The sequence below is a fragment of the Myroides gitamensis genome (assembly GCF_029894455.1).
Taxonomy (GTDB): domain Bacteria; phylum Bacteroidota; class Bacteroidia; order Flavobacteriales; family Flavobacteriaceae; genus Flavobacterium; species Flavobacterium odoratum.
In genome coordinates this window covers 253,688-278,120 of the sequence record NZ_JARYHN010000001.1, presented here as the reverse complement: position 1 = coordinate 278,120, position 24,433 = coordinate 253,688, and the positions used below count along the sequence as shown (strand labels likewise).

Annotated in this window: 16 protein-coding genes and 1 pseudogene; 11 read left to right on the top strand and 6 right to left on the bottom strand. The window is 36.5% G+C overall.

Annotated features, from left to right (window positions below; all coding sequences use genetic code 11):
- Positions 1-112: 112 nt before the first annotated feature.
- From M2306_RS01280 to M2306_RS01240, 9 genes and pseudogenes are all read left to right on the top strand, one after another.
- Positions 113-694 carry a DUF4199 domain-containing protein gene (locus tag M2306_RS01280; RefSeq protein ID WP_115091195.1) on the top strand — a complete coding sequence of 194 codons (582 nt, stop codon included), beginning with the start codon at positions 113-115 and terminating at the stop codon, positions 692-694.
- A 9-nt stretch (positions 695-703) separates the two neighbouring features.
- Positions 704-1,669, top strand: coding sequence for a glycosyltransferase family 2 protein (locus M2306_RS01275; RefSeq protein WP_181816728.1), 966 nt, complete (start codon positions 704-706; stop codon positions 1,667-1,669).
- 11 nt (positions 1,670-1,680) lie between these two features.
- Positions 1,681-3,409, top strand: a pseudogene (locus tag M2306_RS01270) (phospho-sugar mutase).
- A gap of 65 nt (positions 3,410-3,474) precedes the next feature.
- Positions 3,475-5,304, top strand: a complete 1,830-nt coding sequence (locus tag M2306_RS01265; RefSeq protein WP_002986843.1) for an ABC transporter ATP-binding protein — start codon at positions 3,475-3,477, stop codon at positions 5,302-5,304.
- 149 nt (positions 5,305-5,453) lie between these two features.
- Entirely contained in the window at positions 5,454-6,647 is a 1,194-nt protein-coding gene (pncB, locus tag M2306_RS01260) for a nicotinate phosphoribosyltransferase (RefSeq protein WP_115091203.1), read from the top strand.
- A gap of 96 nt (positions 6,648-6,743) precedes the next feature.
- Positions 6,744-7,163, top strand: a complete 420-nt coding sequence (locus M2306_RS01255) for a nucleoside-diphosphate kinase (protein WP_259189109.1) — start codon at positions 6,744-6,746, stop codon at positions 7,161-7,163.
- A 195-nt stretch (positions 7,164-7,358) separates the two neighbouring features.
- A complete protein-coding gene (locus tag M2306_RS01250) occupies positions 7,359-8,132 on the top strand; it encodes a hypothetical protein (protein WP_115091208.1) in 774 nt (257 codons plus the stop codon).
- Between the two features lie 17 nt (positions 8,133-8,149).
- Complete coding sequence (locus tag M2306_RS01245) at positions 8,150-8,845, top strand: hypothetical protein (protein WP_115091210.1); 696 nt, start codon at positions 8,150-8,152, stop codon at positions 8,843-8,845.
- Between the two features lie 524 nt (positions 8,846-9,369).
- A complete protein-coding gene (locus tag M2306_RS01240; RefSeq protein ID WP_259189110.1) occupies positions 9,370-10,074 on the top strand; it encodes a hypothetical protein in 705 nt (234 codons plus the stop codon).
- Between the two features lie 90 nt (positions 10,075-10,164).
- Here M2306_RS01240 and glsA read toward each other — a convergent pair whose 3' ends face one another.
- Genes glsA through M2306_RS01225 form a run of 3 tightly spaced genes read right to left on the bottom strand, consistent with a single transcriptional unit; the run spans position 10,165 to position 13,158 of the window.
- Positions 10,165-11,196, bottom strand: a complete 1,032-nt coding sequence (gene glsA, locus M2306_RS01235) for a glutaminase A (RefSeq protein WP_259189111.1) — start codon at positions 11,194-11,196, stop codon at positions 10,165-10,167.
- A gap of 3 nt (positions 11,197-11,199) precedes the next feature.
- Positions 11,200-12,231, bottom strand: a complete 1,032-nt coding sequence (locus M2306_RS01230) for an AMP-binding protein (RefSeq protein WP_259189112.1) — start codon at positions 12,229-12,231, stop codon at positions 11,200-11,202.
- Between the two features lie 21 nt (positions 12,232-12,252).
- Positions 12,253-13,158 (bottom strand): CPBP family intramembrane glutamic endopeptidase, encoded by a 906-nt coding sequence (locus tag M2306_RS01225; RefSeq protein ID WP_115091214.1) that lies wholly within the window; start codon positions 13,156-13,158, stop codon positions 12,253-12,255.
- Positions 13,159-13,201: 43 nt separating this feature from the next.
- Here M2306_RS01225 and arsC point away from each other — a divergent pair, with 43 nt between their 5' ends.
- Both arsC and M2306_RS01215 read left to right on the top strand, forming a co-directional pair.
- A complete protein-coding gene (arsC, locus tag M2306_RS01220; protein WP_115091215.1) occupies positions 13,202-13,543 on the top strand; it encodes an arsenate reductase (glutaredoxin) in 342 nt (113 codons plus the stop codon).
- An 85-nt stretch (positions 13,544-13,628) separates the two neighbouring features.
- Positions 13,629-16,112: a TonB-dependent receptor gene (locus M2306_RS01215; protein ID WP_259189113.1), complete on the top strand. Its 2,484-nt coding sequence runs from the start codon at positions 13,629-13,631 to the stop codon at positions 16,110-16,112.
- Positions 16,113-16,583: 471 nt separating this feature from the next.
- Here the strand turns inward: M2306_RS01215 and M2306_RS01210 are convergent, their stop codons facing one another.
- The 3 genes from M2306_RS01210 to M2306_RS01200 all read right to left on the bottom strand — a co-directional run bounded on the left by M2306_RS01210 (position 16,584) and on the right by M2306_RS01200 (position 24,300).
- Positions 16,584-18,128 carry an alpha-2-macroglobulin family protein gene (locus tag M2306_RS01210; RefSeq protein WP_498882733.1) on the bottom strand — a complete coding sequence of 515 codons (1,545 nt, stop codon included), beginning with the start codon at positions 18,126-18,128 and terminating at the stop codon, positions 16,584-16,586.
- Entirely contained in the window at positions 18,076-22,563 is a 4,488-nt protein-coding gene (locus M2306_RS01205) for an alpha-2-macroglobulin family protein (protein ID WP_498882732.1), read from the bottom strand. The genes M2306_RS01210 and M2306_RS01205 overlap by 53 nt, the downstream gene beginning before the upstream one ends.
- Positions 22,564-22,728: 165 nt before the next feature.
- Positions 22,729-24,300 (bottom strand): M20/M25/M40 family metallo-hydrolase, encoded by a 1,572-nt coding sequence (locus tag M2306_RS01200; RefSeq protein WP_259189115.1) that lies wholly within the window; start codon positions 24,298-24,300, stop codon positions 22,729-22,731.
- Positions 24,301-24,433 lie beyond the last annotated feature (133 nt).

Below are 24,433 nucleotides of genomic sequence, written 5' to 3'. Positions count from 1 at the left end.
TTTTCTAAAATAGTTACACATTTCGCTATCTTTTACCTTTCTTCCCTTATCACAACAAACTAAAAGGGTATTTTAGTATATTTGTAACTTACATTTTTTTGAAAACACACTGATGAAGAACCCACTCAATAAAGTAGGCATAACATTCGGGATTGTATTAGCACTTTATTACATCCTATTTAACTGTACCTTATTTTTTACAGACAAAACCCTTTTTGCAAATAAATTCGTAGGCTTTTTTAATATGGCCGTTATTATAATCATTGGCGTATTATGTGTATTTATTGCAAGAAGAAAAGTGGGCGGTTATGTAACATTTCGAGAGGCTTTTACGCCTTATTTAATTACAATTGCCATTGGTGTAACGGTGAATTACTTGATGTACAATATTTTGTTCAACCTTGTTGACCCTTCTGCTAAAGAAGTGATTAATACTGTTTTACACGATATGTTGGTTGATACCTTAAATAATTCAGGATTACCACAAGAGCAAATCAATGAACAGTTAAGTAAATCACAAGAACTCAATCAGTTTGAGCCTAAGTCTCAGCTTTTTATGTGGGCAGGTAGTATTTTACGTATGTCTATTTTAGGTTTATTATTGGCTGCTATTTTCAAGAATAAATCGGAGTTCACCAATATGAATAATGACGAAGCTCAGGAAGCATCAACGGCTACTGATCAAAATAGTTAATACATGAGTATCAATATATCGATTGTCATCCCTTTGCTGAATGAGGCAGAATCTTTACCCGAGTTATATACTTGGATTAGTAAGGTTATGCAGGAACACAACTTTACCTATGAGGTTTTATTTGTGGATGATGGTAGTACAGATAACTCGTGGAACATCATCACGACTTTATCACAGCAACATCCTGCTGTAAAAGGAATCAAGTTTCAGCGCAATTTTGGAAAATCTCAGGCCTTACATGCTGGTTTTGCACAAGCGGAAGGGGATGTTGTCATTACGATGGATGCAGACTTACAAGATAGCCCAGATGAGATTCCGGGGTTATATCACATGATTACCCAAGAGCGCTTTGATATGGTATCAGGTTGGAAGAAAAAGCGATATGATTCTGTACTTGCAAAGAACCTACCTTCTAAACTATTCAATTGGGCCGCTCGTCAAACCTCAGGGGTACAGCTTCACGATTTCAATTGTGGATTAAAAGCATACCGCAAGGAAGTCATCAAAAATATTGATGTATCTGGTGAAATGCACCGTTATATTCCTGTCCTTGCCAAGAATGAAGGGTTTGATAAAATTGGCGAAAAAGTAGTACAACATCAGGCGAGAAAATACGGTACAACTAAATTTGGGATGAGTCGTTTTATTTATGGCTTTTTGGATTTAATCACCATTTGGTTTTTATCTAAATTTGGTAAAAGACCGATGCATCTTTTTGGTACCTTAGGGGTGATTACTTTTATGATTGGATTTTTAGCTGCTGCTGGAATTGGCACAAGTAAACTAATCAAATTATATCAAAACAAACCAGCAATTTTGGTTACTCAAGATCCTTGGTTTTACATCGCACTAGCAACTATGATTATGGGAACGCAATTGTTCTTGGCTGGTTTCTTAGGCGAACTTATTTTACAAACGAAATCAAATACAAATAGATATAAAATTGCTGAATACAGTGGTTTAAACGAACGCTAAATTAAAAGGAAATGCAAATAGAAAAAGAAATTTTAGCAAAAGTAGAACAGTGGTTGCAACAACCCTTTGATACTGAAACGCAAGCTATTGTACAACAATTACTTGACAGTGATCCTGTTCAATTGCAAGATAGTTTTTACAAAGACTTAGAATTTGGAACAGGTGGAATGCGTGGTGTTATGGGGGTAGGTACCAACCGCATCAATAAATACACCCTAGGAAAAAACACCCAAGGTTTATCCAACTTCATCAAACAGTCCTTTCCTAATCAAGAATTAAAAGTAGCAATCAACTATGATTGCCGTCACAATAGTAAGGAATTAGCCAAAGTTGTAGCAGATGTATTTACTGCGAACGGAATCCACGTGTATCTTTTTGGAGATATGCGCCCGACGCCTGAGTTATCTTTTGCTGTACGCTACTATGGTTGCCAAGCGGGAATTGTTTTAACCGCTTCTCACAACCCACCAGAATACAACGGATACAAAGTATATTGGTCTGATGGCGGACAAATTGTACCACCAGAAGATGCAGCAGTCATTGACGAAATCAATCAATTGACGTATGAGCAAATAAACTTCACTGGAAATGACACTTTAATCACAACCGTTGGAGAAGAATTAGACCGTGCATTTATTCAATCTACCATTGAAAATGCAAGTTTTAATACGCCTCAAACCGTTAAAGACGGATTAAAAGTTGCTTATACTTCGCTTCATGGTACTTCAATCAAATTGATTCCAAGAACCTTAAAAGAAGCAGGATATAACCAGGTTTACATTGTAAAAGAACAAGAAGAACCGAATGGGGATTTCCCAACGGTAAAATCGCCAAATCCAGAAGAACCGGAAGCATTAGCTATGGCAATGGCATTAGCGGACGAAAAAGGAGCGGATATCGTTATTGGTACAGATCCAGATTCTGACCGTATTGGTATTGGCGTTCGCGATTTAGATGGTCAGATGATTTTGCTTAATGGAAATCAAACCATGGTGATGATGACAGCGTTCTTGCTAGAACAATGGAAAGTAAACCGCGGTTTTACGGGCAATGAATTTATCGGATCTACGATTGTTTCTACACCGATGATGCTAGATGTAGCAGAGAGTTATGGCGTAGAATGCAAAGTGGGATTAACTGGATTCAAATGGATTGCCAAATTCATCAAAGAATTTCCAAACCAACAATTTATTGGTGGAGGTGAAGAGAGTTTTGGCTATATGGTTGGCGATAATGTACGCGACAAAGATGCCGTAGCTTCTGCCCTACTTGTTTGTGAGATTGCAGCCCTTGCTAAAGCAGCAGGTAGCTCTTTCTACCAAGAATTGATGAATTTATACATCGATCACCGTTACTACAAAGAGCATTTGATTTCCCTTGTAAAAAAAGGAATTTCAGGCGCACAAGAGATCAAACAAATGATGGTAGAATTACGCGAAAACCCCGTTAACTGAGATTATCGGACAACGTGTGGTTTGCGTAGAAGACTATCAAACTAGCCAAGCAAGAAACCTAATCACAGGCGATACAGAATCGATTAATATTCCAAAGTCCAATGTATTGATTTACTACCTAGAAGACGGCACAAAAATAGCGGCACGTCCTAGTGGAACGGAACCAAAGATCAAATTCTATTTCAGTGTCAATGAGTGGCTAGACCGCTTGGATGATATCAAAGAAGTAGAACAATTCTTAACCGATAAGATTCAGGCCATCATTGATGAAATGAAACTGAACTAAACAGCATCAAAGGACTGGTTATACCAGTCTTTTTCTTTATTTTTTGCTTTTTATATTGAACAAATATGAACGAATATTTTAAAAAAATAATCTATTTCGCTAAGCCGTATAAATCGTACGCTTATCTCAATGTTTTTTTCAACATTCTATACGCGCTTTTTAGTGCTTTAGGGTTTTTAGCCTTAATTCCCATGCTGACTATTTTATTTGGCGATGGTAAAAAGGTACTAGAAGAACCTACTTATACGAGTATTGGGCATTTAAAGAATTATTTAGAAGACTATATGTCCTATTTCTTAACCCAATATACGGCTGAACACGGCGCTCAAGATACGTTAATGATTATGGCCTGCGTCGTAATATCACTATTTTTACTTAAAAACCTATTCAACTATTGGGCGATGTATTTCATCACCTTTTTGCGCAATGGAGTTTTAAAAGACATTCGAAATGCGATGTATAAAAAAGCTGTAGATCTACCCTTGGCTTTTTTCTCTGAAAAACGCAAAGGAGATGTGATTTCTAGAATGACATCGGACGTACTGGAAATTCAACACTCTTTCTTATCTATTTTAGAAGTTGTAGTAAGAGAACCGTTGACCATTGTTTTTACCATTATTACTATGTTCGCCATCAGTACAGAGTTAACTATATTTGTTTTTATCTTTGTACCGATTGCAGGAATCATCATCTCTCAAGTAGGAAAAACACTAAAGAAAAGTTCACAAAAAGCATCGGAAGAACAAGGGTATTTTCTTTCTATTATTGAAGAATCTTTATCTGGTTTAAAAGTTATTAAGAGCTTCAATGCGGAGAAGAGATTCAACAAAAAATTTCAAGATTCGACGCAGTCTTTCTACGAATTAAATAATACAATTTTAAATCGCCAAAACTTATCCTCTCCATTGAGTGAGTTCTTAGGAATTGTTACAATTGCCGTCTTATTGGTATATGGAGGACACTTAGTATTGGGTGAAGGCACCCTAACAGGGGCATCATTTATTGCTTATATTGGTATGGCTTATAACATTTTAACGCCAGCTAAAGCCATGTCTAAAGCATCTTATGCCTTGAAAAGAGGAAACGCAGCTGCAGAACGTGTATTGGAAGTGTTAGAAGAAAACAACCCTATTATGAATCCGGAGCATGCGATTCAAAAAGAAAGCTTTGATGATAAGATCACTATTGAAAACATCAGCTTTAAATATGAGAATGACCTTGTATTAAAAGATTTTAGCTTGACGATTCCCAAAGGAAAATCGGTTGCTTTAGTTGGACAATCTGGAAGTGGAAAAAGTACATTGGCAAACTTATTGACTCGTTTTTGGGATATCAATGAGGGATCAATCAAGATTGACAATGAAGATATCCGCAATATGGACTTACACAGCTTGCGCAATTTAATTGGTTTAGTCACCCAAGATAGTATCTTATTCAACGATTCCATCAAAGCCAATATGCTATTGGGCAACGAAAATGCAACCGATGAAGACATCATTGCAGCCTTGAAAGTAGCAAATGCCTATGAGTTTGTTCAGGATTTACCGCAAGGTATTGACACGAATATTGGAGATTCAGGTAGTAAGTTATCTGGTGGGCAAAAACAGCGTTTGTCTATCGCTAGAGCGGTATTAAAAAATCCGCCAATCATGGTATTGGATGAGGCGACTTCTGCTTTAGATACAGAAAGCGAGAAACTGGTACAAGACGCATTGGAAAACATGATGAAGAACCGAACTTCTGTCGTGATTGCCCACCGTTTATCTACCATTCAAAATGCGGACTTAATCGTGGTGATGCAAAAAGGAAAAATTGTAGAACAAGGAACGCATGAAGAATTAATGAAACAAAATGGAACGTATATGAAACTCGTTTCTTTACAATCCTTTGAATAAACAATCAAAAATCAACCCGCTTTTATCTCATTTAACAGCGGGTTTGTTTTTTTTATCTCTAATTTAAGATATATCCTTACGACTTTTCGTACCTTGTATGTTTGCGCTTTAATCTGATGTACAAGTCGATCGATTAACCCAATAAAGCTATGGAAACAACAAACACTCCTCAAGTCATTCCTTCTATTTTAGATAATGACTTTTATAAATTCACCATGCAACATGCAGTGGTAAAGCAATTTCCCTATGCAAAAGCATCGTATATTTTTATTAACCGTGGACAACATAAATACCCTCCTGGATTTGCAGAAGCGCTACGAGCAGCCGTAGATGAAATGGCAAAGCTCAAGTTGACCAAACAAGAGAAATTATTTCTTCAAGTGACTTGTCCCTATTTAGACCCGACTTATTTGGATTTCTTACAAGGATATCACTTTGATCCATCAGAAGTGGAAATCACACAAGAAGGAGAAGATTTAGAAGTAGCCATTAAAGGTTATTGGTATCGAACGATTCTTTGGGAGGTACCGTTGATGTCTATGATTTGTGAATTGTATTACAAATTGACCGGATCTGAGAGAGAATCAGATGACATCATTCGAGCAAAGACGAAAGAGAAGATTGAAAATTATAAAAAATTAGGAATTACCATTGCTGAATTTGGTACGAGACGCAGACATTCGTATGCGGTTCACCAAGTTGTAGTGGAAACCTTACAACAATATGGTGGAGGAACGTTCATCGGAACGAGTAATGTTCATTTAGCGATGAAATACTGCACGAAACCTATTGGAACGCATGCACATGAATGGTTTATGTTTCACGCGGCTAAATATGGGTTTAAAATGGCTAATTCCATGGGATTAGAACATTGGGTTGACACGTATAGAGGAGATTTAGGAATCGCCTTAACGGATACGTATACAAGCAAGGTGTTCTTTGAATCCTTTGACAAAAAATTTGCTAAGCTTTTTGATGGAGTACGCCATGACAGTGGAGATCCTATTGAATTTGCCAATCAAACCATTGCTCATTACAAGATGATGAATATCGATCCGCTATCCAAAACCATTATTTTTTCAGATGGATTAAACCCTGAAAAAGTGGAACGCATTGCTACGTATTGTAAAAATCGCATTGGCATGTCCTTTGGTATTGGTACCGATTTCACGAATGACGCAGGATTACCTGCCTTGAATATTGTCATCAAAATGTCGCAAGCCTTCCCAGAAGGTGGGCCTTGGACCGATGTTGTGAAACTTTCAGATGAACCTAAAAAACATACAGGAACACCTGAAATGATCGATTTAGCACAGCGTTTATTGGATATTCCAACGACGTAATACAATTACTTCACGTTGAACGTGAATATTTTGAATTAAAACATATTATATTAGACATAAAAGTCTATTTTTGCAAAAAATTTAATTTTAGAACAAATGGCAACGAACAGAACTTTTACAATGATTAAACCAGATGCAGTAGAGGCTGGTCATATCGGTGGAATCCTTAACATGATTACAGAAGCAGGATTTAAAATTGTATCTATGAAGTTAACTCAATTAACAGTTAGAGACGCACAAAAATTCTACGAAGTACACGCTGAAAGACCTTTCTATGGTGAATTAGTTGAATTCATGTCAAGAGGACCAATCGTAGCAGCTATTTTAGAAAAAGATAACGCTGTTGAAGATTTCAGAAAATTAATCGGAGCAACTAACCCTACAGATGCAGCGGAAGGAACAATCCGTAAAAAATACGCTAAATCAATTGGAGAAAATGCTGTTCACGGATCTGACAGCGATGAAAATGCAGCAATCGAAGGTGCATTCCATTTCTCAGGTAGAGAGCAATTCTAATTCATTTAGAAGCTAAAAATTAAGAAACCACGAACTATGTTCGTGGTTTTTTTTATGTGTTTTTACTTTTGAAATCAAAACAACAAAATGTATAAACAATTCAAATAAAACAATAAAATTTAACATTATAACCCAAAAAAACACAGAAAAATAATCATAAATTAGGTTTATAATCAATTTTAAACCTATACCCTAATGAAAAAAAAATTATTATTTTTAGTTGTATTGAGCTCCCTAATAGGCTGTTCAAATGATTCCAAAACGAGCGAAACTATTGATTCCTCTTCTTCCAAAGTTATATTTGAAAATGATAAATCTGCAGGTCAAATGCACAATGATTTACTTCATCTTTTAGAACAAGCTGAACAAGAAGGTCAATTAGCTGTCAGTAGCACCAAAAAGGAAATCTCCGAAGCTATGATTAATATAGCCAATGATTATTTCTTAGAACAAGGATTAGAACCAAACGTATTTTCAGAGATGCTCCTGAAGATTCCCGATGTCACACAACAGCTAAATTTACTTGTAAAATCAACAGACAATCTTCAACTTTTGCGAGAACAACTGCAGGCTTCTTATACAGCATCCTTACCTGCAGCTGTCAAAACACACGCATTAGCTATTTTTGATGCAACAAGCCAATATGAAGGCACAACCGCTTTTTCTTCAGAACTTGACAAAATAGCAACAACAATTAAAACAGATGCATCTCTTAGCTCTGAATATCAACAACAGCTATTACATGCTATTTCTATTGCTGAATATTCTAATGCCTATTGGCATTCATCTCATCAATCTATACTAGAGGGAAGAAGTCTTCTTACTTATTATGCAGGTGCTGATACTGCAGGTGCTTTGACAATGATTCAAAGTGGTGCTGTTGCAGCAGGTTCAGCTTTAGGCGGCTGGGGAGGACTAGCTGTACTTGTTGGAGGAGCGGCGCTAAGTTCTTTTCTAGCTTCACGTTAAATCAAAAAAATCCTTTGATGAAAACAGTACATCTCAAACTTTTCTTTCCAAGAAATTGGTATCACGCTCGAAAGCTCAAGATTTATGCTGATAATAAAAAACTAGCTTGGATCATGCATAATCAAACGATTGAGATTCAAGTTCCAAAAGAGACTCAATCCTTAGAGTGGAAACTTGATTATTTTAAGAATACTATTTCTCTACCGAATAAGAAGCAGCCTCTCTACATCCTTTTATCTATGGATGTCGGAAGAGGGACGCTGCAGCTGTATTTAAAAACACTCAAACGAAAATGTATCCAAGGTAAAATTGTATCTCAAGAAGAATTTGAAAACAGTACGAGTACTACCATTTATCAAAATGATCAAGAATGGCTTCCTCAAATTCAACTAGATAAATCCATTCTTTTCATTGGGCTTCTAATAGGTATTATCAGCTTAGTGTATGCCGTCTTCATGCAAACCGAATGGAGAGATATTGTATTTTTATTAGGAGGAGGAACCATCCTATCGCTTTTAATTCTAATCTTTGAAAAGAACAAGATTGCTCTCGGCGAATATAAAAATCGAATGTGGGCTTCCATTGGCAGCTTTATCTTAACCATCTTTCTGATTCCTACCCATGATTTTGCTATTCAAATGCTACTAATTATCCTAACGGTTGGTTTTATTCTGCGTTTTTTACTTCACATAAAAAAACTACAAGCTAAATAATGAACTACTTCCATTATACTAAAAGCGCCAATACATAGGTCGTATTGGCGCTTTTAGCTTATCTGTTTTTACTTAATAATTGTGATACGATCGTCGTGATGTGATCGATCCCACACTACTACATCGTTATAGAACAGTTTATCTTTAACAAAACTATTTTTTCCTCTCTTTGCATGAACTTCAATTTTATCTGTATCTCCATTTGGTAAAGCAATATAGACGATACAAATAGTTGCCTTATTTTAAAAATAAGAACAAAACATCTTTCAATATAATATTAAAAACAAAATATTTTAACAATAATATTTTTAATATACCAAAACCAATACGTATATTAGACTGATTTATCATTTTTACAATTCATTATAATGAAACAAAAATATTCTTACTGCATGTATTTTATTTCAAAGTTCAGATAGGCTTTACCTCTATGCGCTCTAATTGAGTGGGTGTAGCTGTTTTTTTTGATGAAGGCGTTGCAGTACATTTTTATTTTACTCTACGTTTAATCAAAATTTTCTATTATGAAAACGGTACACCTCAAACTCTTCTTTCCCAAAAACTGGAATCGAACCAAGCAGCTAGAAATTTATCATCAGCAAGAACTCCTTGCTTCCGTCAGTCCAAATGAATCTATTATTATTCAACTCCCTCAGGAAGCAACCTCCATCCATTGGAAACTCAGTCATTTTAAAAACTCCATTGCTCTTCCCGAAGAAGATAGTGTCTATTTACTTTTATCCATGGACTTAGGGGAAGGTTTTATACAACCTTATTTCAAAACCTGGCAATCCAAATGCATTCAAGGTAGGATTGTTTCGCAAGTGGAGTTTGAACAAAGTAATCAAGCGACCTGTTATCCGAATAAGCAAACCTGGCTTCCGATTGCCAAACTAGATCGTCCGATTCTTTACATTGGTCTCCTAATTGGCGTAATCAGTTTACTCTATGCCATTTATGCACAAACGACCTGGAGTGCCTTATTGTTTTTATTGAGTGGTGGAACCATCGTTTCCTTATTGATTTTGATTTTTGAGAAAAACAACGTTGCCTTAGGAGATTACAAAGGGCGTATGTGGGCTTCGATTGGTAGTTTTATCCTTATTATCCTGATGATTCCCAGGCAAGATTACTCCATTCAGATTCTATTATTTATCCTAACGATAGGTTTCGTCCTGCGTTTTTTATATCATATTCGAAAATTACATGCAACCAAACAACTACACTAAACCACTCTAAAAAGCCCCAATAAACACATTCATTTATTGGGGCTTTTGTTTTGTATTATCGTTTCCTTTTACAAGGTTTTTTTCTTTCCACTAAAAGAGACTCAACTCTAATTGATTCACGAAATCATAGAGAATGCGGTACCCTACTACGGAGTTTCCATGTTGATCTAACGCTGGATTGAATACTCCAATGCCCATTTTATTAGGTACACTTACAGCGATTCCTCCTCCTACACCAGATTTACTCGGTAACCCCACTGTTCTAGCGTATTCTCCACTAAAATCATACATGCCTGCGATTAGCATTTGCGCTTGAATTAATCGGGCTAAATCGCGGTTATAATATGTTTTATCCCCGTCAAAACGCGTGCAACCATTGGCATAGAAATAGCCAATTTTAGCTAAATCTTCTGCAGTTACCTCAATGGAACATTGCTTGAAATAATTGTCTAATTTATTTTCTTCTCCTTCTATTAAACCATTGTTTTTCAATAAATAGAAAATCCCTCTGTTGCGGTGTCCTGTTTCTTTTTCAGATAGATAAACCGCTTCATTCATCACAATCGATTCATTTTTTGTAATATAACGAAGCATGTTTAGTATTTTTTGATAGGCAACCTCACCATCTCCTTCAATGAAAGCCGTAGTTAATATAGCCCCTGCATTCATCATGGGATTTAAGGGTTTACCTGATGTTTCTAGATTTGCATAGTGATTGAACGCTTTTTCAGTTCCATAATATCCAATGCGATCATATAATGCTTTCTCCCCCTTTTCTTGTACTGCAATCATCAAAGCAATTACTTTCGAAATACTTTGGATGGTAAACTTTGCCTTTACATCTCCTACATTGATGATTTCACCATTGGATTTAACAACAGAAAAAGCCACAGATTGTGGATTTGCTTTTCCTAGTTCAGGAATATAATCTGCTACTTTTCCTTCTTTGTAATAGGCTTTATCTTGATTTACTATTTGTTGCATCAGCTCCATTGTAATTTGCTGATCTAATTTCGTTTGACTTTTCTGCGCTACACTTTGATTCACCTGACTGATTCCTACCAACATAACCAATAGTACTATTTTTTGTATTCTTACTATATTCATCTTTCTTAAAAGCATTTATTAGTTTATATTTTTACTTCTAATAACCTTGCCTGATTCTGTTTCAATAAATTGATCTACAAATTGAATTTCTTTGGGTCTTTCGTATTTGGTTAATCCATCAAAAACATCCTCTGCCAAGGCATACGGTTGACTTTCAATAACTAATACAACAATAGTACCAAAATAATCATCTGCTTTACCTCCAACAAAAAAACGCGCCTTTATTTTAGTTGCTAATTTTTCTTCTATTTGTTCTGGAAATAACTTGACTCCACCGCTATTAATCACGTGATCAAAACGCCCCAACCATTCAAATTGCTTGGCACTAATCAATCGAACTAAATCATTCGTCACAACGGGATGAGGATTAACCGTTGGTGCATCAATCACCAAACAACCGCGTTCATCCGTTTGAATTATTGCATGTGGTAAAACGTCAAAATAAGGAGTTCCGATTTTCTTTGCTGCGATATGGGTAATGGTTTCCGTCATCCCATAGGTCTCATATACTTGTGTACTTTTCTCTTGTAGCTTTTGTGCTAAAATAGGAGATACTTTTGCCCCACCAATAATAAGCGTTTCAATTTGATCCATTTCTGCTAAGCTATTTTCCACTTGCATCGGTACCATCGCAACAAAGCTATACGATGTCTTTGTATCAGCTAATGGTCGTGCAGTGGGTTTACAAACGTCTAATTCCCATCCAAATAAAAGGGCGCGAATAAACATCAACTTCCCACCAACAAATTGCGTCGACATACACAAAAGGACTTTACTTCCTTCTTGTACATCAAAAAAACGAACCGTTGCTTCCGCTGAGGCACGCATCGCTGCTTTGTCTAAGTGGATTTCTTTTGGTGGCCCCGTAGTACCCGATGTACGCTGTATCATATAAGCTTTATCATCGAACCAAGCGCAAATCAATTGCCCCAAATCACGAAGATAATCCTCTGACGATTGCAGCATGATTAAGGCTTCTTGTTCAAGAGAATCCACCGTATGTGTCACTCCGTTTAATTTAAATTGGGGGTGAATATAGTTGTTATTCATAAACTAAAAACATCATAAAATTTAAGCGACTCTACCCAATAAACGATTTTTCCAATCTTTCCATTGGTATCTTTTGGCGAAAATCACCAATAAAATAGGGTAGAAAATAAATACTTGCCAAATAAATTCCCAAACAGATACTTGTTCTTGTTCAGCAATATTTAAAAATAAGGAATTTGTTTGGAAAACAGTCCAACTAGAAGTCACTAATAATGCACCGATCAAATTATTAGCTGCATGGAACCCCAATGCTAGTTCTAATCCATCATCCATCAACGTCATAATTCCCAAGAAAAAACCAGTACCAATATAGTAAACCATAATTCCGCCTCCTAATGTTTCTACTTCGGGATTTGCTAAGTGCAATAAACCAAAGATAACAGAGGTAACAATCAGAGCAATTCCTCTATTTCTAGTTGCTAATCCAACTCCTTGCATCAAATATCCTCTAAAAAAATACTCTTCAAAACTGGTTTGAATCGGAATAAAAATTAGCGCAATAACAAAGAATCCGAGAAAAGCGGGTAGATTAAAATTAAAAACAAAGTTCGTTGGGTTTAAAAAATAACTGATTATAAAACTCGCAAGAATCAATATTGTTTGGCAAGCAAAGGCAAATCCAAAGCGCTTCAAATCAATTTTTGTTCGGGATGTAGTTAAGCTAACGAGCGATTGTTTGTGAACAAACAAGACCCACAAAGCCAATAATAGCAAAAAAATAGAAAATGGAACGATTAATTGAAAAAACGCCATATTTTTTCCTAAAATCTCAACTTGGGAATTCAGTAATTCTTTCGTGGAAATCGAAGAATATTTTGTAACTAACCAGTTTACAAACATAATCATCAAATAAAAGAAGGTAAACGGAACATAATACAGTATTTGCCTCTTACTTACTTGATGTTGTAGTTGATCGATGTATTTCATTTTTCAAAAAAATTGCTATATTTGAGAACAAACCCTAACACTTATGATTACAATTTATCACAATCCTCGTTGCAGTAAATCAAGAGAAAGTATTGCGTTTATGGAACAACAAGGTGTAGCCTACAAAATTATAAAATATTTGGATGCAAACCTCAGTTATGACGATATTAAAGCGTTACTCCAAAAGTTAAACTACTCCCCTATTGAGCTGGTACGAACCAAAGATGCGTTCTGGCAAGAAAACTTTGCAGCTAAAACACTTTCTGATGACGAAATTATCCATGCGATGGTTGACTATCCACAGATTATAGAACGACCTGTAGTTGTAAATGGATCAAAAGCAATCGTAGCAAGACCAACAGAAAAAATTTACCAGATTCTTTAATTAACGTTATTTTAACAAATAAGTTATTAAACCAAAGGATCAAATTATAGTCTAAGTTTAAGAAAAGTAAACTAAACGACTATAAATGAAAAAACAAACGCCTTCATCAGTTCTTCTGCTGTTGTTCGTATTTTTAACGGCACTAACAACAGCAGCTCAGAACCGCGCTCAAAGTACTGTCACCGGTACTGTCATTGAAGCAGCGACTAACACCCCTTTAGAATACGCTAGTATTTATGCTCAAAATGAGAGCAATTCCAATATTGTTTCCGGAGCAATGACGGACGAAAAAGGTCATTTTTCTTTTGATGTTCCCGACGGAAACTACTATATCAAAATCGATTTTCTAGGTTTTAAAACACTCGAATTAAAAAATATTTCGGTACAAGGCGATACCTTCATTGGGGTTCAAAAAGTACAGGATGACACTCAAATGTTAGAGGAAGTAACCGTTATTGCAGAACGCTCTACGGTTGATATTAAACTCGACAAGAAAATATACAATGTCGGACAAGATATGATTGTCAAAGGAGGAACAGCAGCAGATGTATTAGACAACGTACCCTCTGTAGTTGTGGATAGTGAAGGAACAATCAGTTTAAGAGGAAATGAAAATGTAAAGGTGTTGATTGACGGTAAACCAACAGGATTAGCGAACAACATCCAAGAGGCCATGCGTATTTTACCTGCTGAATCAATCGATCGCGTGGAAGTAATTACCAATCCATCTGCTCGTTATGAAGCTGAAGGTGGTGCTGGGATTATCAATATTATTTTGCGCAAAGGAAAAGCATTGGGTATTAATGGAAGTGTAACGGGTACAATTGGAGATCCACGCAACTATGAATTGAATACAATGTTCAATTTTAGAAGTGAAAAATTCAATTTCTTCACCTCTTTAGGGTATCGAGATTCTAAATCAGAAGGGTACAATTTAAATGACAACCGCTACATTGATCCAACGACGGGAGAACCTACGCAACGCATTTATGAATACAAAGACAACAATAGAGAAAGACAAGGCTACAACGGTACTTTTGGTTTAGAGTGGTACTTAACACCTTCTATCACTTGGACGAATACGGTAACAGCACGTCGCAATACAGGTTACAATCCCAATCGAGTAAGATACGATTACTATGACGCTTCTGATTCTTTTTTATACAATCGATATAGAAATGAAGAAAAAGATGGTACGCGAAACAACGTCGATTACACGACTACTTTTGAGAAAAAATTCGATAAAGAAGGGCATGTATTAACTATCGAGGGAAATATTGCTCAAGATAAAGACAATGAAAATGCAGGGATTGATGATATCAATGAACATTTAAATCAAACTTCTTTTGAGCGTACCTTCAATAAAGAAAAAGAAAAGAGTGGGTTAGCGAAAGTAGATTATACCTTACCTATTGGTGAAAATGGAAATTTTGAGGCTGGATATTTGGGAACTTTCAAATCAACCAACACGGCTTTTAATCTTCAACGTTTAAATAACAACAGCTGGAATGTAGATTCGCGCTTATCTAATACATTAGAATACAAAGAGAATATTCATGCTTTATATGCCCAATATGGGGATCGTATTACGTCTCAATTGAGCTTTATGGTTGGATTGCGTTGGGAGGATTCTTCTATCGATGTGAATCAAATTGACACCGAAAGTTACAACAATAAAAAGTACAATGATTTCTTTCCTAGTGCATTCTTAAACTATGAGTGGAATGAGAGTACAAGTACGAGTATTAGCTATAGTAGACGTGTAAATAGACCGCGTGGTTTCTTCTTGAATCCTTTTTCAAATTATACGAGTGATATCAACTTCTTCCAAGGGAATCCAGACTTAAATCCGGCAAAAACACATGCGGTTGATTTAGGTTTTATGAAGCGTTGGACTGGTTTTACGTTGAATGCATCAGCTTACTACAACAAAACGGATGATACTTTCCAATTTGTGCGTAGAATTGCTGGAGAGACTGAAAATGGAACACCGATTTCAATTAGTTCTCCTATTAACCTTGCAACAGAACACCGTTATGGGGTAGATATTACCTTAAACTACTCTCCTTTCAAATGGTGGAGATTGAATGGTAACTTCAACTTTTATCGAACAGAGACTAGAGGAGATTATACTTTTACTCATTTAGATGGCACGTTAGAAACGCAGAATTTTGATCAGGATGCTTACGCTTGGTTTACGCGTATTTCATCTAAAATTACATTGCCTTATAAAATTGATTGGCAGTTAAACGGGATGTACCGCGCTCCTTACAACACAGCACAAGGAAAAGTTCTAGGTAATTTATCTGGAAACGTAGCGTTGAGCAAAGACATCTTAAAAGATAAAGGAACGATTACTTTCAATATCAGCGATATCTTTAATTCAAGAAAAAGAGAACAGGATTTAGTTTTACCTCAATCTATTTCACATAGTGAAATGCAGTGGAGAGGAAGACAAATTAATCTTTCGTTCACTTACCGATTCAATCAAACGAAAAAAATGGATCGCAAGAATATGACTGGTAGCCCAGAAGGCGCTGGTGATATGGAAGGCATGGAGATGCTTTAATAGAGGTGGTGAGAAGGTGAGAAGATGAGGCGGTGAAATCGGAACGAAGTGTAGATTCATCGAATACCAAAACAAAATAGCAACTCGGTGAGATAGAAGGTGAGGTGGTGAAATCGGAACGAAGTGAAAATCGGAACGAAGTGTAGATTCATCGAACACCAAAACAAATATAAACTAGGTGAGATATATTCATCGAATACGCAAACAAATATAAACCTATGAGATAGATGGTGAGGTGGTGAGATGATGAAAAAAAACTGTAGTGGCAAATGGCAATTTGCCAAATAACTGGATGATTCCGACAAACCTCACAAATAACAAACCTCACAAAGGGCTATAAATACAAGGAAACAACAACAAAAGACAAAGGCTGAGCATCTGCTCAGCCTTTGTTGATTATTCGAAAGAAACTCTTTCTAAGACATGATATAGTATAAAAAAAGGCTTGGATATCCCAAGCCTTTTTTTATGCTATATTTCTTCTAAATACCCTATTTTCCTCAAGATTTTCACATCTTGACCTGCGCTATTTGCTTTCATTTCTGGTGCATAAACGCTTTGTAAAGAGGTTATGCCATTTGAGAAGTACCCAGCGTTATTTGCGCGAACATCATACTCAAAAACATACGTTCCTTTGCGTAAATGGGTGATAAAGAAGTTTGTTGCAGCATCGCGTGTTTCTTCGTAATACCCCAATTCTCCTTTTCTCTTGTACCCGGAACGAACATTGATTGGCTCAAATCCGCTTGCACGCATATCTTTTAACTGTACATAGTCCATATCGCGATCTATGTTGATCTCTAAGCGAACGGTTACTACATCTCCTACTTTGATTGGCGATTCATTCGTGATTTCACGCAATACTTGTCCTTTATCTGTAGCGGCTTTGATAAACAATTGTTTATTAAACGTAATACCTGAACCTGATTTTGATACTTTATTCAAGTCTTCAAAATACTGCCAGTACATTGCGCCATACGCAACTCCTGTAGATTTTTTATCTAGTTCAACAATTCCCATTTTTTCTTGGATGGCTGATCCATCCCATACTTTTTTGTAGTATCCAGTATTGAACTGTTCTGATTTAGTAAAGGTAACAGGGTATCCTCCTACTTTCACTTCTACTCCTTGATCGGTATTCATCCAATTTTTACCTAAATACAACAAAGCATATACTGCGCGTGTTGTTGCTTTAGTTGAGTTCCATGCTACTGTTTGCTTGTTTTTCAACAACCATACTTTCATGTCCTCAATAGCATTGGCATATTTTACTGGATCTACTTCATGCGCTGCTTCAATCAACATCACTTGGGTTTCGATCGGTGCATTATACCACAACCATCCTGCTGCATTTTCTTTCCAGTACATGCCCATTTCGTCGCTCTTCACTGCCAATTCCATTACTGCTTTCACCAAGTTATTGGCTGCTTTACTATCACCAAAACGCTGTAAAGTAACAGCTTTCATTGCTGTTACGTATAAATTGTCAATTGCTTTTTGATTGGCTAATTCTTTGCGGTAATCCGCAATCATTTTTGTGTATTTATCTTGTATTTTCAGTTCATCTTTAAACAAACTACGCACGTATAAATAGTGCATATCCAATGCTGGTAAAGTTGTGCTGTTTTTGTCTTTTTGATAGCTCGCATAATGTTGTTCATCTAAATAGGCTACTGCTTTTTTCAACATCGCCATTGCTGCTGGATGTAACGATCCTGCTTGCTTCATTTGACCAAAACCTTCTAGAATCGTCTGTGTAATATACACATTTGACTGATCTCCACTAAACCAAGGGAAACCTCCATCGCTATTTTGTTGGTTGCTCAAACGCTCCAATTCAGCTTCTAGCTCCATCTTCATTTTATTCAAATCAAACAAAACAGCTAAGCGCTTCATTTGTTCTGTTTCATCTGCTGCTTGGCGAACCCAAGGTGTTTCTTCAATTAGAACTTGTTTCAATTCTTCATTTTGCTCTAATTTTGATTGGATAGCTCCTTGTTTTAGACCAATATTCAAACACCGATTGAATACGCAGATTACTGTTTAATAATTGGCTGGCAATTGTATTCGCGAAAACTTTACTAAACGTTTGTTCCGTTCCGTTATACGGGTATTCTTTCAAATATGGCAAGGCTAAAAGAGCCGTCCACATTGGATTTGCAGTTACCTCTAGCGTTAACTTATAATTGTCGCGTAGTGCTGATCCTGGATGCTCTAATGATTCAAAAGTAAAGATTTTGTTTTGTCCTTCTTTAATGTACAATGGCATAGTTTCAGTCACTAACGTACGGTTTGACAATACTGGAATTGCCGATTCTTCTCCATCACTAAATGTTCCTGCTTTAGCCAATACTCTGTAACCTAAAGCAACGATGTTTTTAGGAACATTAATCGTCCAAGCTACTTCTGTATTTCCTTTTACCTCAACATTAAAGTTTTGTTTAGCCTGACTATTGTTATCTAAAATAGTTGTAATTGGCGTTGAAGTTAATGCATCAAAGAATTGAATTTCTACTTCTCCACTTAACGCTTTATCGTTTAGGTTGGCAATTTTCGTTGATACGATAATTTGATCTTCTTCACGTACAAAACGCGGCATATTTGGTTGAACCATTAATTCTTTTTGGGTGTGAACCACTTGCTCCACATAACTACTTTCTAAGTTTTTTGTATGTGCAAATGCCATAAACTTCCATTGTGTCAATGCTTCTGGTGAAGTAAATGAAAAACTCACATTTCCTTTGTCATCTGTATTTAACACAGGATAGAAGAAGGCTGTTTCTTTTAGGTTGGTTCTGATCTGAACATCGCCTTGTTTTTTATCACTTCCGCCTTTTGCGTCTTGTTTACTTGTTGAAATCACTTCTTCATTCAAGGCATCTGCGCTTTCTTCCTCTACATTGTTGAATGAAACTCCCATGGCTTTACCTTCTAAAGCTGCATTCACACTTCTTTTTGCCATACTAGGAGCTGCTCCAAAAGTTGCTCTTACATTTCCATACATAGAAGTACTAAATCCAAATAGATTCAATTCAATTGGTGAATTGTATGAAACTAAATTTGGGTATGCGCTGCTATATAGAATATTTTGAGCATAGCTCTTTCTGCTTAGGTTATACGTATTGAAATCTGAATCTTGCCCATAACTAAAGCTATAATCAAAACTCGTTTGGAAAGACGTATTGCTTCTAAATTGATCTAAAGAGGCGTCATACATTGCGGCTACTACCTCAGCAGCAAATTTATCTTTCGACATTCCCGATACTTTTAAACGCCAAGTTTCTTCTTGTCCTGGAGTTAATTTATCACGGAATGTAACTAGTTCCAATTTCAGATCTTCTTGTGAAGCATCTAGTACCAACTGTGCTGATTTTTGTGTCGCATAGTTGTGTTTAATGGCTGTAAAACTAACTCTTACATCGCCCATTTCCCCACTCATTGGGTATTCAAAATAGCTTGCTTTTCGGTTTACTTCAAGCGTTTTCTTTTGTTTTAAGTGTCCATTTACAAAAACAGAAGCAATTACCGTTGTTTGGTTTTCACCACTTTGTAATCGGATCTTTGCTAAATCACCAACTTTGTATTTTTCTTTATCTGCTTTTACAGAGAGCAATTGGTAAATGATTCCTGGTTCTTCTTTGGTATTGTCATAATAGAAATACTGTTCAACCTCTGTTTTTTCCTCTTTCTCCCAAACAAATCCTTTCAATAAGTAAAATCCTGAATTTAGAATTTTGGCATTTGGAAAGGCAATTGTATTCTCTTTCGCTGTGTCAAATGCTTTGGTGAATACTACTTTTCCTTGCTTCCACTTGGTGTGATCATTTTCATTTCCATATGCAACATAAGGGAATTTTGTTGTAAATTCTTCATAAGAATACAACTCATAATCCTCTCTTTTATAGTTATCATAAGGCAGTAGCATTCTACGTGCGTAAGGTGCTTCTAATTCAACGATACTCACTTCTCCTTTCGCGGCAAAAGTTTCGCCATTCAGGTTATTTGTGGTTACCTTGATTGCTTCCAATTCTTTCGTTGACACCATTTCATTGGTGATAATTGGCAATTGTAAGCTAATGTTTTTATCTCCAACATAAATCGTTTGTGTGCTGCTGTGGGTTTCTCCTTTGATATCCATTACATCCACATAAACGGTATAAGAGTCCACGCGTAGTGCATCTGCTTTGTATTCTTTGCGTTCCGGGATAGCTGTAAAATCAATAGCAAATTTTCCTTCTGCATCTGTTTCCACTTCGCCTTGAGCGATTGTCACCGCTTGATCTGGGCGTGGCCATCCATAATATCCACGTACATCATAACGATACCCCGAATTGCGAACAACGCGATAGCTTACCTTACTTTGTGCAACTGTTGCCCCTGAGTAATCTATTGCTTTTCCTTTTGCTTCTACTTTTTCATTGAAATAATACACGCCTTTTACCGCATCCATCGTCACCTCAAATTTTGGGCGTTTGTATTCTTCTACCGAAATAGAGGCATATTCTTCAATATTGCTGTCTTTTAAAAGTACTTCGAAATTAAAATTCCCCAATAACCCTGCTGTAGGTAAAATAAATTCTCCTTGAACTGATCCAAACGCATTAGTTTTCAAGGTTAAATTCCCTACCTCTTGCTGAGTTTCTTGGTTCATCAATTTAACCGTTACCAATTGATTTGCTCCTACTTGTCTTGTTTTTCCTTTTTGACGGAATACAATCGACTTGAAGTACACGACTTGACCTGGACGATAAATGGCACGATCTGTTAACACCTTTGCATTCCAATTAATCGCTTCTACTCCTTCTTCTGTTCCTTTGTTTTTAGGATAAGCATATGTTGAATAGTAAATTCCTTCTCCTTTTACCCCATAAAATAAATTGGTATTTTCTTTGACGAAATCAGTCGAGAACTCTCCATTTACATCTGTATTTACTATGGTTTCCCAATACGCTTTACTCAGATCTTTCTGTGGGCCATTCGCCAAAAATACAGGTTGATTTGCTTTCGGTTGTCCCGTTTTACGATCGTATAATCTAAACTTATTACCGCTAGTTAAAAAAGCATTAGATGTAACATTAATCAAAGCCATGCTCACCACATCTTGTTCTTCAGTTAGGTAATCGAAATCGCGATTAGACAACAACACAATATAACGTCCTGGAGCTAGAGGTTTTAACTCTACATTGGTGGTATGCGATTGGTAATCCTCAAACGGTTTAAGGGAAATCGTATAATCGGTCACCTTTTCGTAATCGGATGCAATCTTTTTATAACCTGCCAATGTATTTGGTTGGTTTACATCGAATATCTTAGCATCCCCTTCATATTTTAAAACTTTAAAATGTAGGGTGTTTAAATTTTTATGTGTCACTGCCAAAATAGAACTTAAGTCAGGTAATTCATACGAATTATAACTCACTTCTAATCCTGGAGCTTCTACTACTTTCTTTAGTTCTAACAGGCGTTTTGCTGTTTCTGTTTCCGGAAATTTCTCAGCCGTTTGATTAATAAAAGCTAATAACGTTGCCCCCGCTGTTTTTTCTAATTCTTTGTCTTGGGTATCTCTATATGTATAGTACATAAATTGGGCGACAGCCTCGTGTACCAAAACAGATTTAGGATTTTGTTTCAGCAGTTCTTGATAAATTTTATTCAATTCTGCCTCTCCTCGTTGCTCTTCAAAACTATTCAACGTGTAGATACGAACATACGCGGCCAATTCAGCCTGCCCTTTTTTCGTCAAGTCTTGGATAACTTGATTCATTAACTCTTTGGCTTGCGTTCTTTTTAGTTCTCTTTGTTCAGCAGGAGCGCGATATGAAAATCCATTACTCAGGAAAAGAGCATGATCTATACGCAAAGCATCATACACAGAAAACTTTGAAAAGTCTAAATTAAACGATTCAGTTGTTTGGAAAACTTCATTCCATCCCCCAACTGTAGTTGAAGCTTGTTTCTTAGCCGTTTCTAAAGCTGCTTCCCAATATTGTGTACTTTCTCTTTCAAAATCTTCTTTTGTCCAATAGCGAACATCCGTTCCTTTTTGTTGTTCTACAGCAGTTCTATTGCTGATTTTATACGCATTTTCTTCATAGTATAATTGGTATAAATGAGCAATATAGGCTTGAACAATCGCTTTGTATTCTCCTGTTGCTGTGTTTAATTCTTTCTCAAAAGCTTGGAGTACTTGATTGATATCGTAGTCTTTATCTTCTTGGATTGTAATATTGATTTTTGCTTCATAAAACATTCCTTTTAAGAGGCTGGCATACGCCTTTGATTGACGAGAAAGTGAAATCACCTCTTGTACTTCAGGCAACAGACTTCTCACTTCTTGTTGTTGCTCTTTATGTTCGATACTCTTCCATAACTCTTGTATCTTTTTATTGGGTTGCTGAGCAAAACCTAAGATAGGAGCAAGTATCATTAAATACATATTTAATTTTTTCATAAGAAATAATAAATTGGGTGTATAAATATATGACTATTCGCAATGATATCTGTCGTTTCCTTGCTAAAAAACACAACGTTATAAAAAAGCGAATTGATCCCTTAACACCATTTTATATTATAGCGCAAAAAAAAGGCTTTTACTATGCGTAAAAACCTTTCTTTATTAATACTGATCTGAATTTCGTTGTGGTTCTTTGGACACTGGCCATTGCTGTTGTTCTCCTTTGTCATTTGTTGGTAGAACAATTTTTTCTCTTGAAACCAATTCTGGTTCTTCACTTGCTTTATACACCATAATTGCCAAAAGAATTGCATTGCTTTGTACATCATCAAATACAATTTTATCTGCTGTATCTCGGTTGGTATGCCACGTATAATTTCCATATCCCCAGCTGAGTGAACTCATCATGAAACCTGGAATATCATGACTCACAAAAGAGACATGGTCAGATCCTCCACCTGATGGCGAACCTGGATAATGTGTTTTTAAGTCTTTTTTGTATGCATCAGGAACCGCAGACAACCATCGCCCTAAAAAGTCATAAGCATGTAAAAATCCTTGACCTGTTATGTTGGCAATGCGTCCTGTTCCGTTATCTTGATTAAAAACAACTTGTATTTTTTCTAGCAATTCTGGGTGGTCAGCAACAAAAGCACGAGATCCGTTTAACCCTTGTTCTTCACTTCCCCAATTTCCGATTAAGATGGTTCGTTTTGGATTTGGCAATACTTGTTTTAAGATACGGGCAGCTTCCATCATGGTGATAATTCCTGTTCCGTTATCGGTTGCTCCTGTTCCACCATCCCAGCTATCTAAGTGAGCAGATAAAATCACGTATTCATCTGCTTTTTCTGTTCCTTTTAATTCAGCAATGGTGTTATACGTTTGTGCCGTTCCCAGATTCTTCGATTGTACATTCACGTTAATTCGCGGTGCTTTTCCTCCTTCTGCCAAACGATATAATAGACCGTAATCTTCCAGAGCGATATCAATGGTTGGCACTTGTGTTGTTTGTGCGCCAAAGATTCTATTCGCCCCCATAATACCCGTCCAAAAAGACATCACTGCACCTGCCGCTCCTGCTTTTTCTAGTACTTTAGGCAATTCTTTTGCTGTATATCCAGTATTGGCCATGCGTTGATTCCACGCTTGTTCAATCGCTTCTCTTTCTTTTTTCATTTTCTCGTACGACTCTGGTGTGGCGTACTCTTTCCATTGGTAGTCTGGTCGTCCACTAGGAGGAAGTTGAGAAATCATAACATATTTTCCTTTTACCGTTGGTAGCCAAGCTTCGAAATCAGCTTTCGATTGCGCATCAACGAGTACAACTACTTCTCCTTCTACTCCATTTTTCTTTGTTGCTGGACTCCAAGCTAATTGGGTTCCTTCTAAAGATTTCAGGCGAGGAGCAGTCATCGTGATTTGAGAGGTTCCTCTTTCCCAAGCTTTCCATGTTCCATACGCTTCATTACGCGCCTCTAACCCCATCTTTTGATAGGTATCTTTTACCCAATTGTGTGCTTGCATCATTTGAGGGGTTCCCACCAAACGTGGGCCTATTCCATCTAACAATTCAAACGCATAGGCTTTGAGTTGTGAATTTGAGGTTCCTTCTTTGATTATGGCATCGACAATAGGATCTTGACTTTGCCCCATCGTTAAACTACTCGAAATAAGAGCAATTCCTATAAAACTATGCTTTAGCGCTTGATTGAGCGAGGTGGTAAACTTCATGGTTATTTGGTTTTCATTTGTTTCTGGCAAAATACTCGAATATCTGCTGTCACACAACTATTTTTCACCTCCTTTATCAACAAAAAAATAGGCGAGAAAAATCTCGCCTATCTTAACCAAATTAACACATTCA

Coding starts and splice junctions, on each gene's coding strand:
- M2306_RS01280 (WP_115091195.1), top strand. CDS start 113: ATGAAGAACCCACTCAATAAAGTAGGCATAACATTCGGGATTGTATTA.
- M2306_RS01265 (WP_002986843.1), top strand. CDS start 3,475: ATGAACGAATATTTTAAAAAAATAATCTATTTCGCTAAGCCGTATAAA.
- pncB (WP_115091203.1), top strand. CDS start 5,454: ATGGAAACAACAAACACTCCTCAAGTCATTCCTTCTATTTTAGATAAT.
- M2306_RS01255 (WP_259189109.1), top strand. CDS start 6,744: ATGGCAACGAACAGAACTTTTACAATGATTAAACCAGATGCAGTAGAG.
- M2306_RS01250 (WP_115091208.1), top strand. CDS start 7,359: ATGAAAAAAAAATTATTATTTTTAGTTGTATTGAGCTCCCTAATAGGC.
- M2306_RS01245 (WP_115091210.1), top strand. CDS start 8,150: ATGAAAACAGTACATCTCAAACTTTTCTTTCCAAGAAATTGGTATCAC.
- M2306_RS01240 (WP_259189110.1), top strand. CDS start 9,370: ATGAAAACGGTACACCTCAAACTCTTCTTTCCCAAAAACTGGAATCGA.
- glsA (WP_259189111.1), bottom strand. CDS start 11,196: ATGCTTTTAAGAAAGATGAATATAGTAAGAATACAAAAAATAGTACTA.
- M2306_RS01230 (WP_259189112.1), bottom strand. CDS start 12,231: ATGAATAACAACTATATTCACCCCCAATTTAAATTAAACGGAGTGACA.
- M2306_RS01225 (WP_115091214.1), bottom strand. CDS start 13,158: ATGAAATACATCGATCAACTACAACATCAAGTAAGTAAGAGGCAAATA.
- arsC (WP_115091215.1), top strand. CDS start 13,202: ATGATTACAATTTATCACAATCCTCGTTGCAGTAAATCAAGAGAAAGT.
- M2306_RS01215 (WP_259189113.1), top strand. CDS start 13,629: ATGAAAAAACAAACGCCTTCATCAGTTCTTCTGCTGTTGTTCGTATTT.
- M2306_RS01205 (WP_498882732.1), bottom strand. CDS start 22,563: ATGAAAAAATTAAATATGTATTTAATGATACTTGCTCCTATCTTAGGT.
- M2306_RS01200 (WP_259189115.1), bottom strand. CDS start 24,300: ATGAAGTTTACCACCTCGCTCAATCAAGCGCTAAAGCATAGTTTTATA.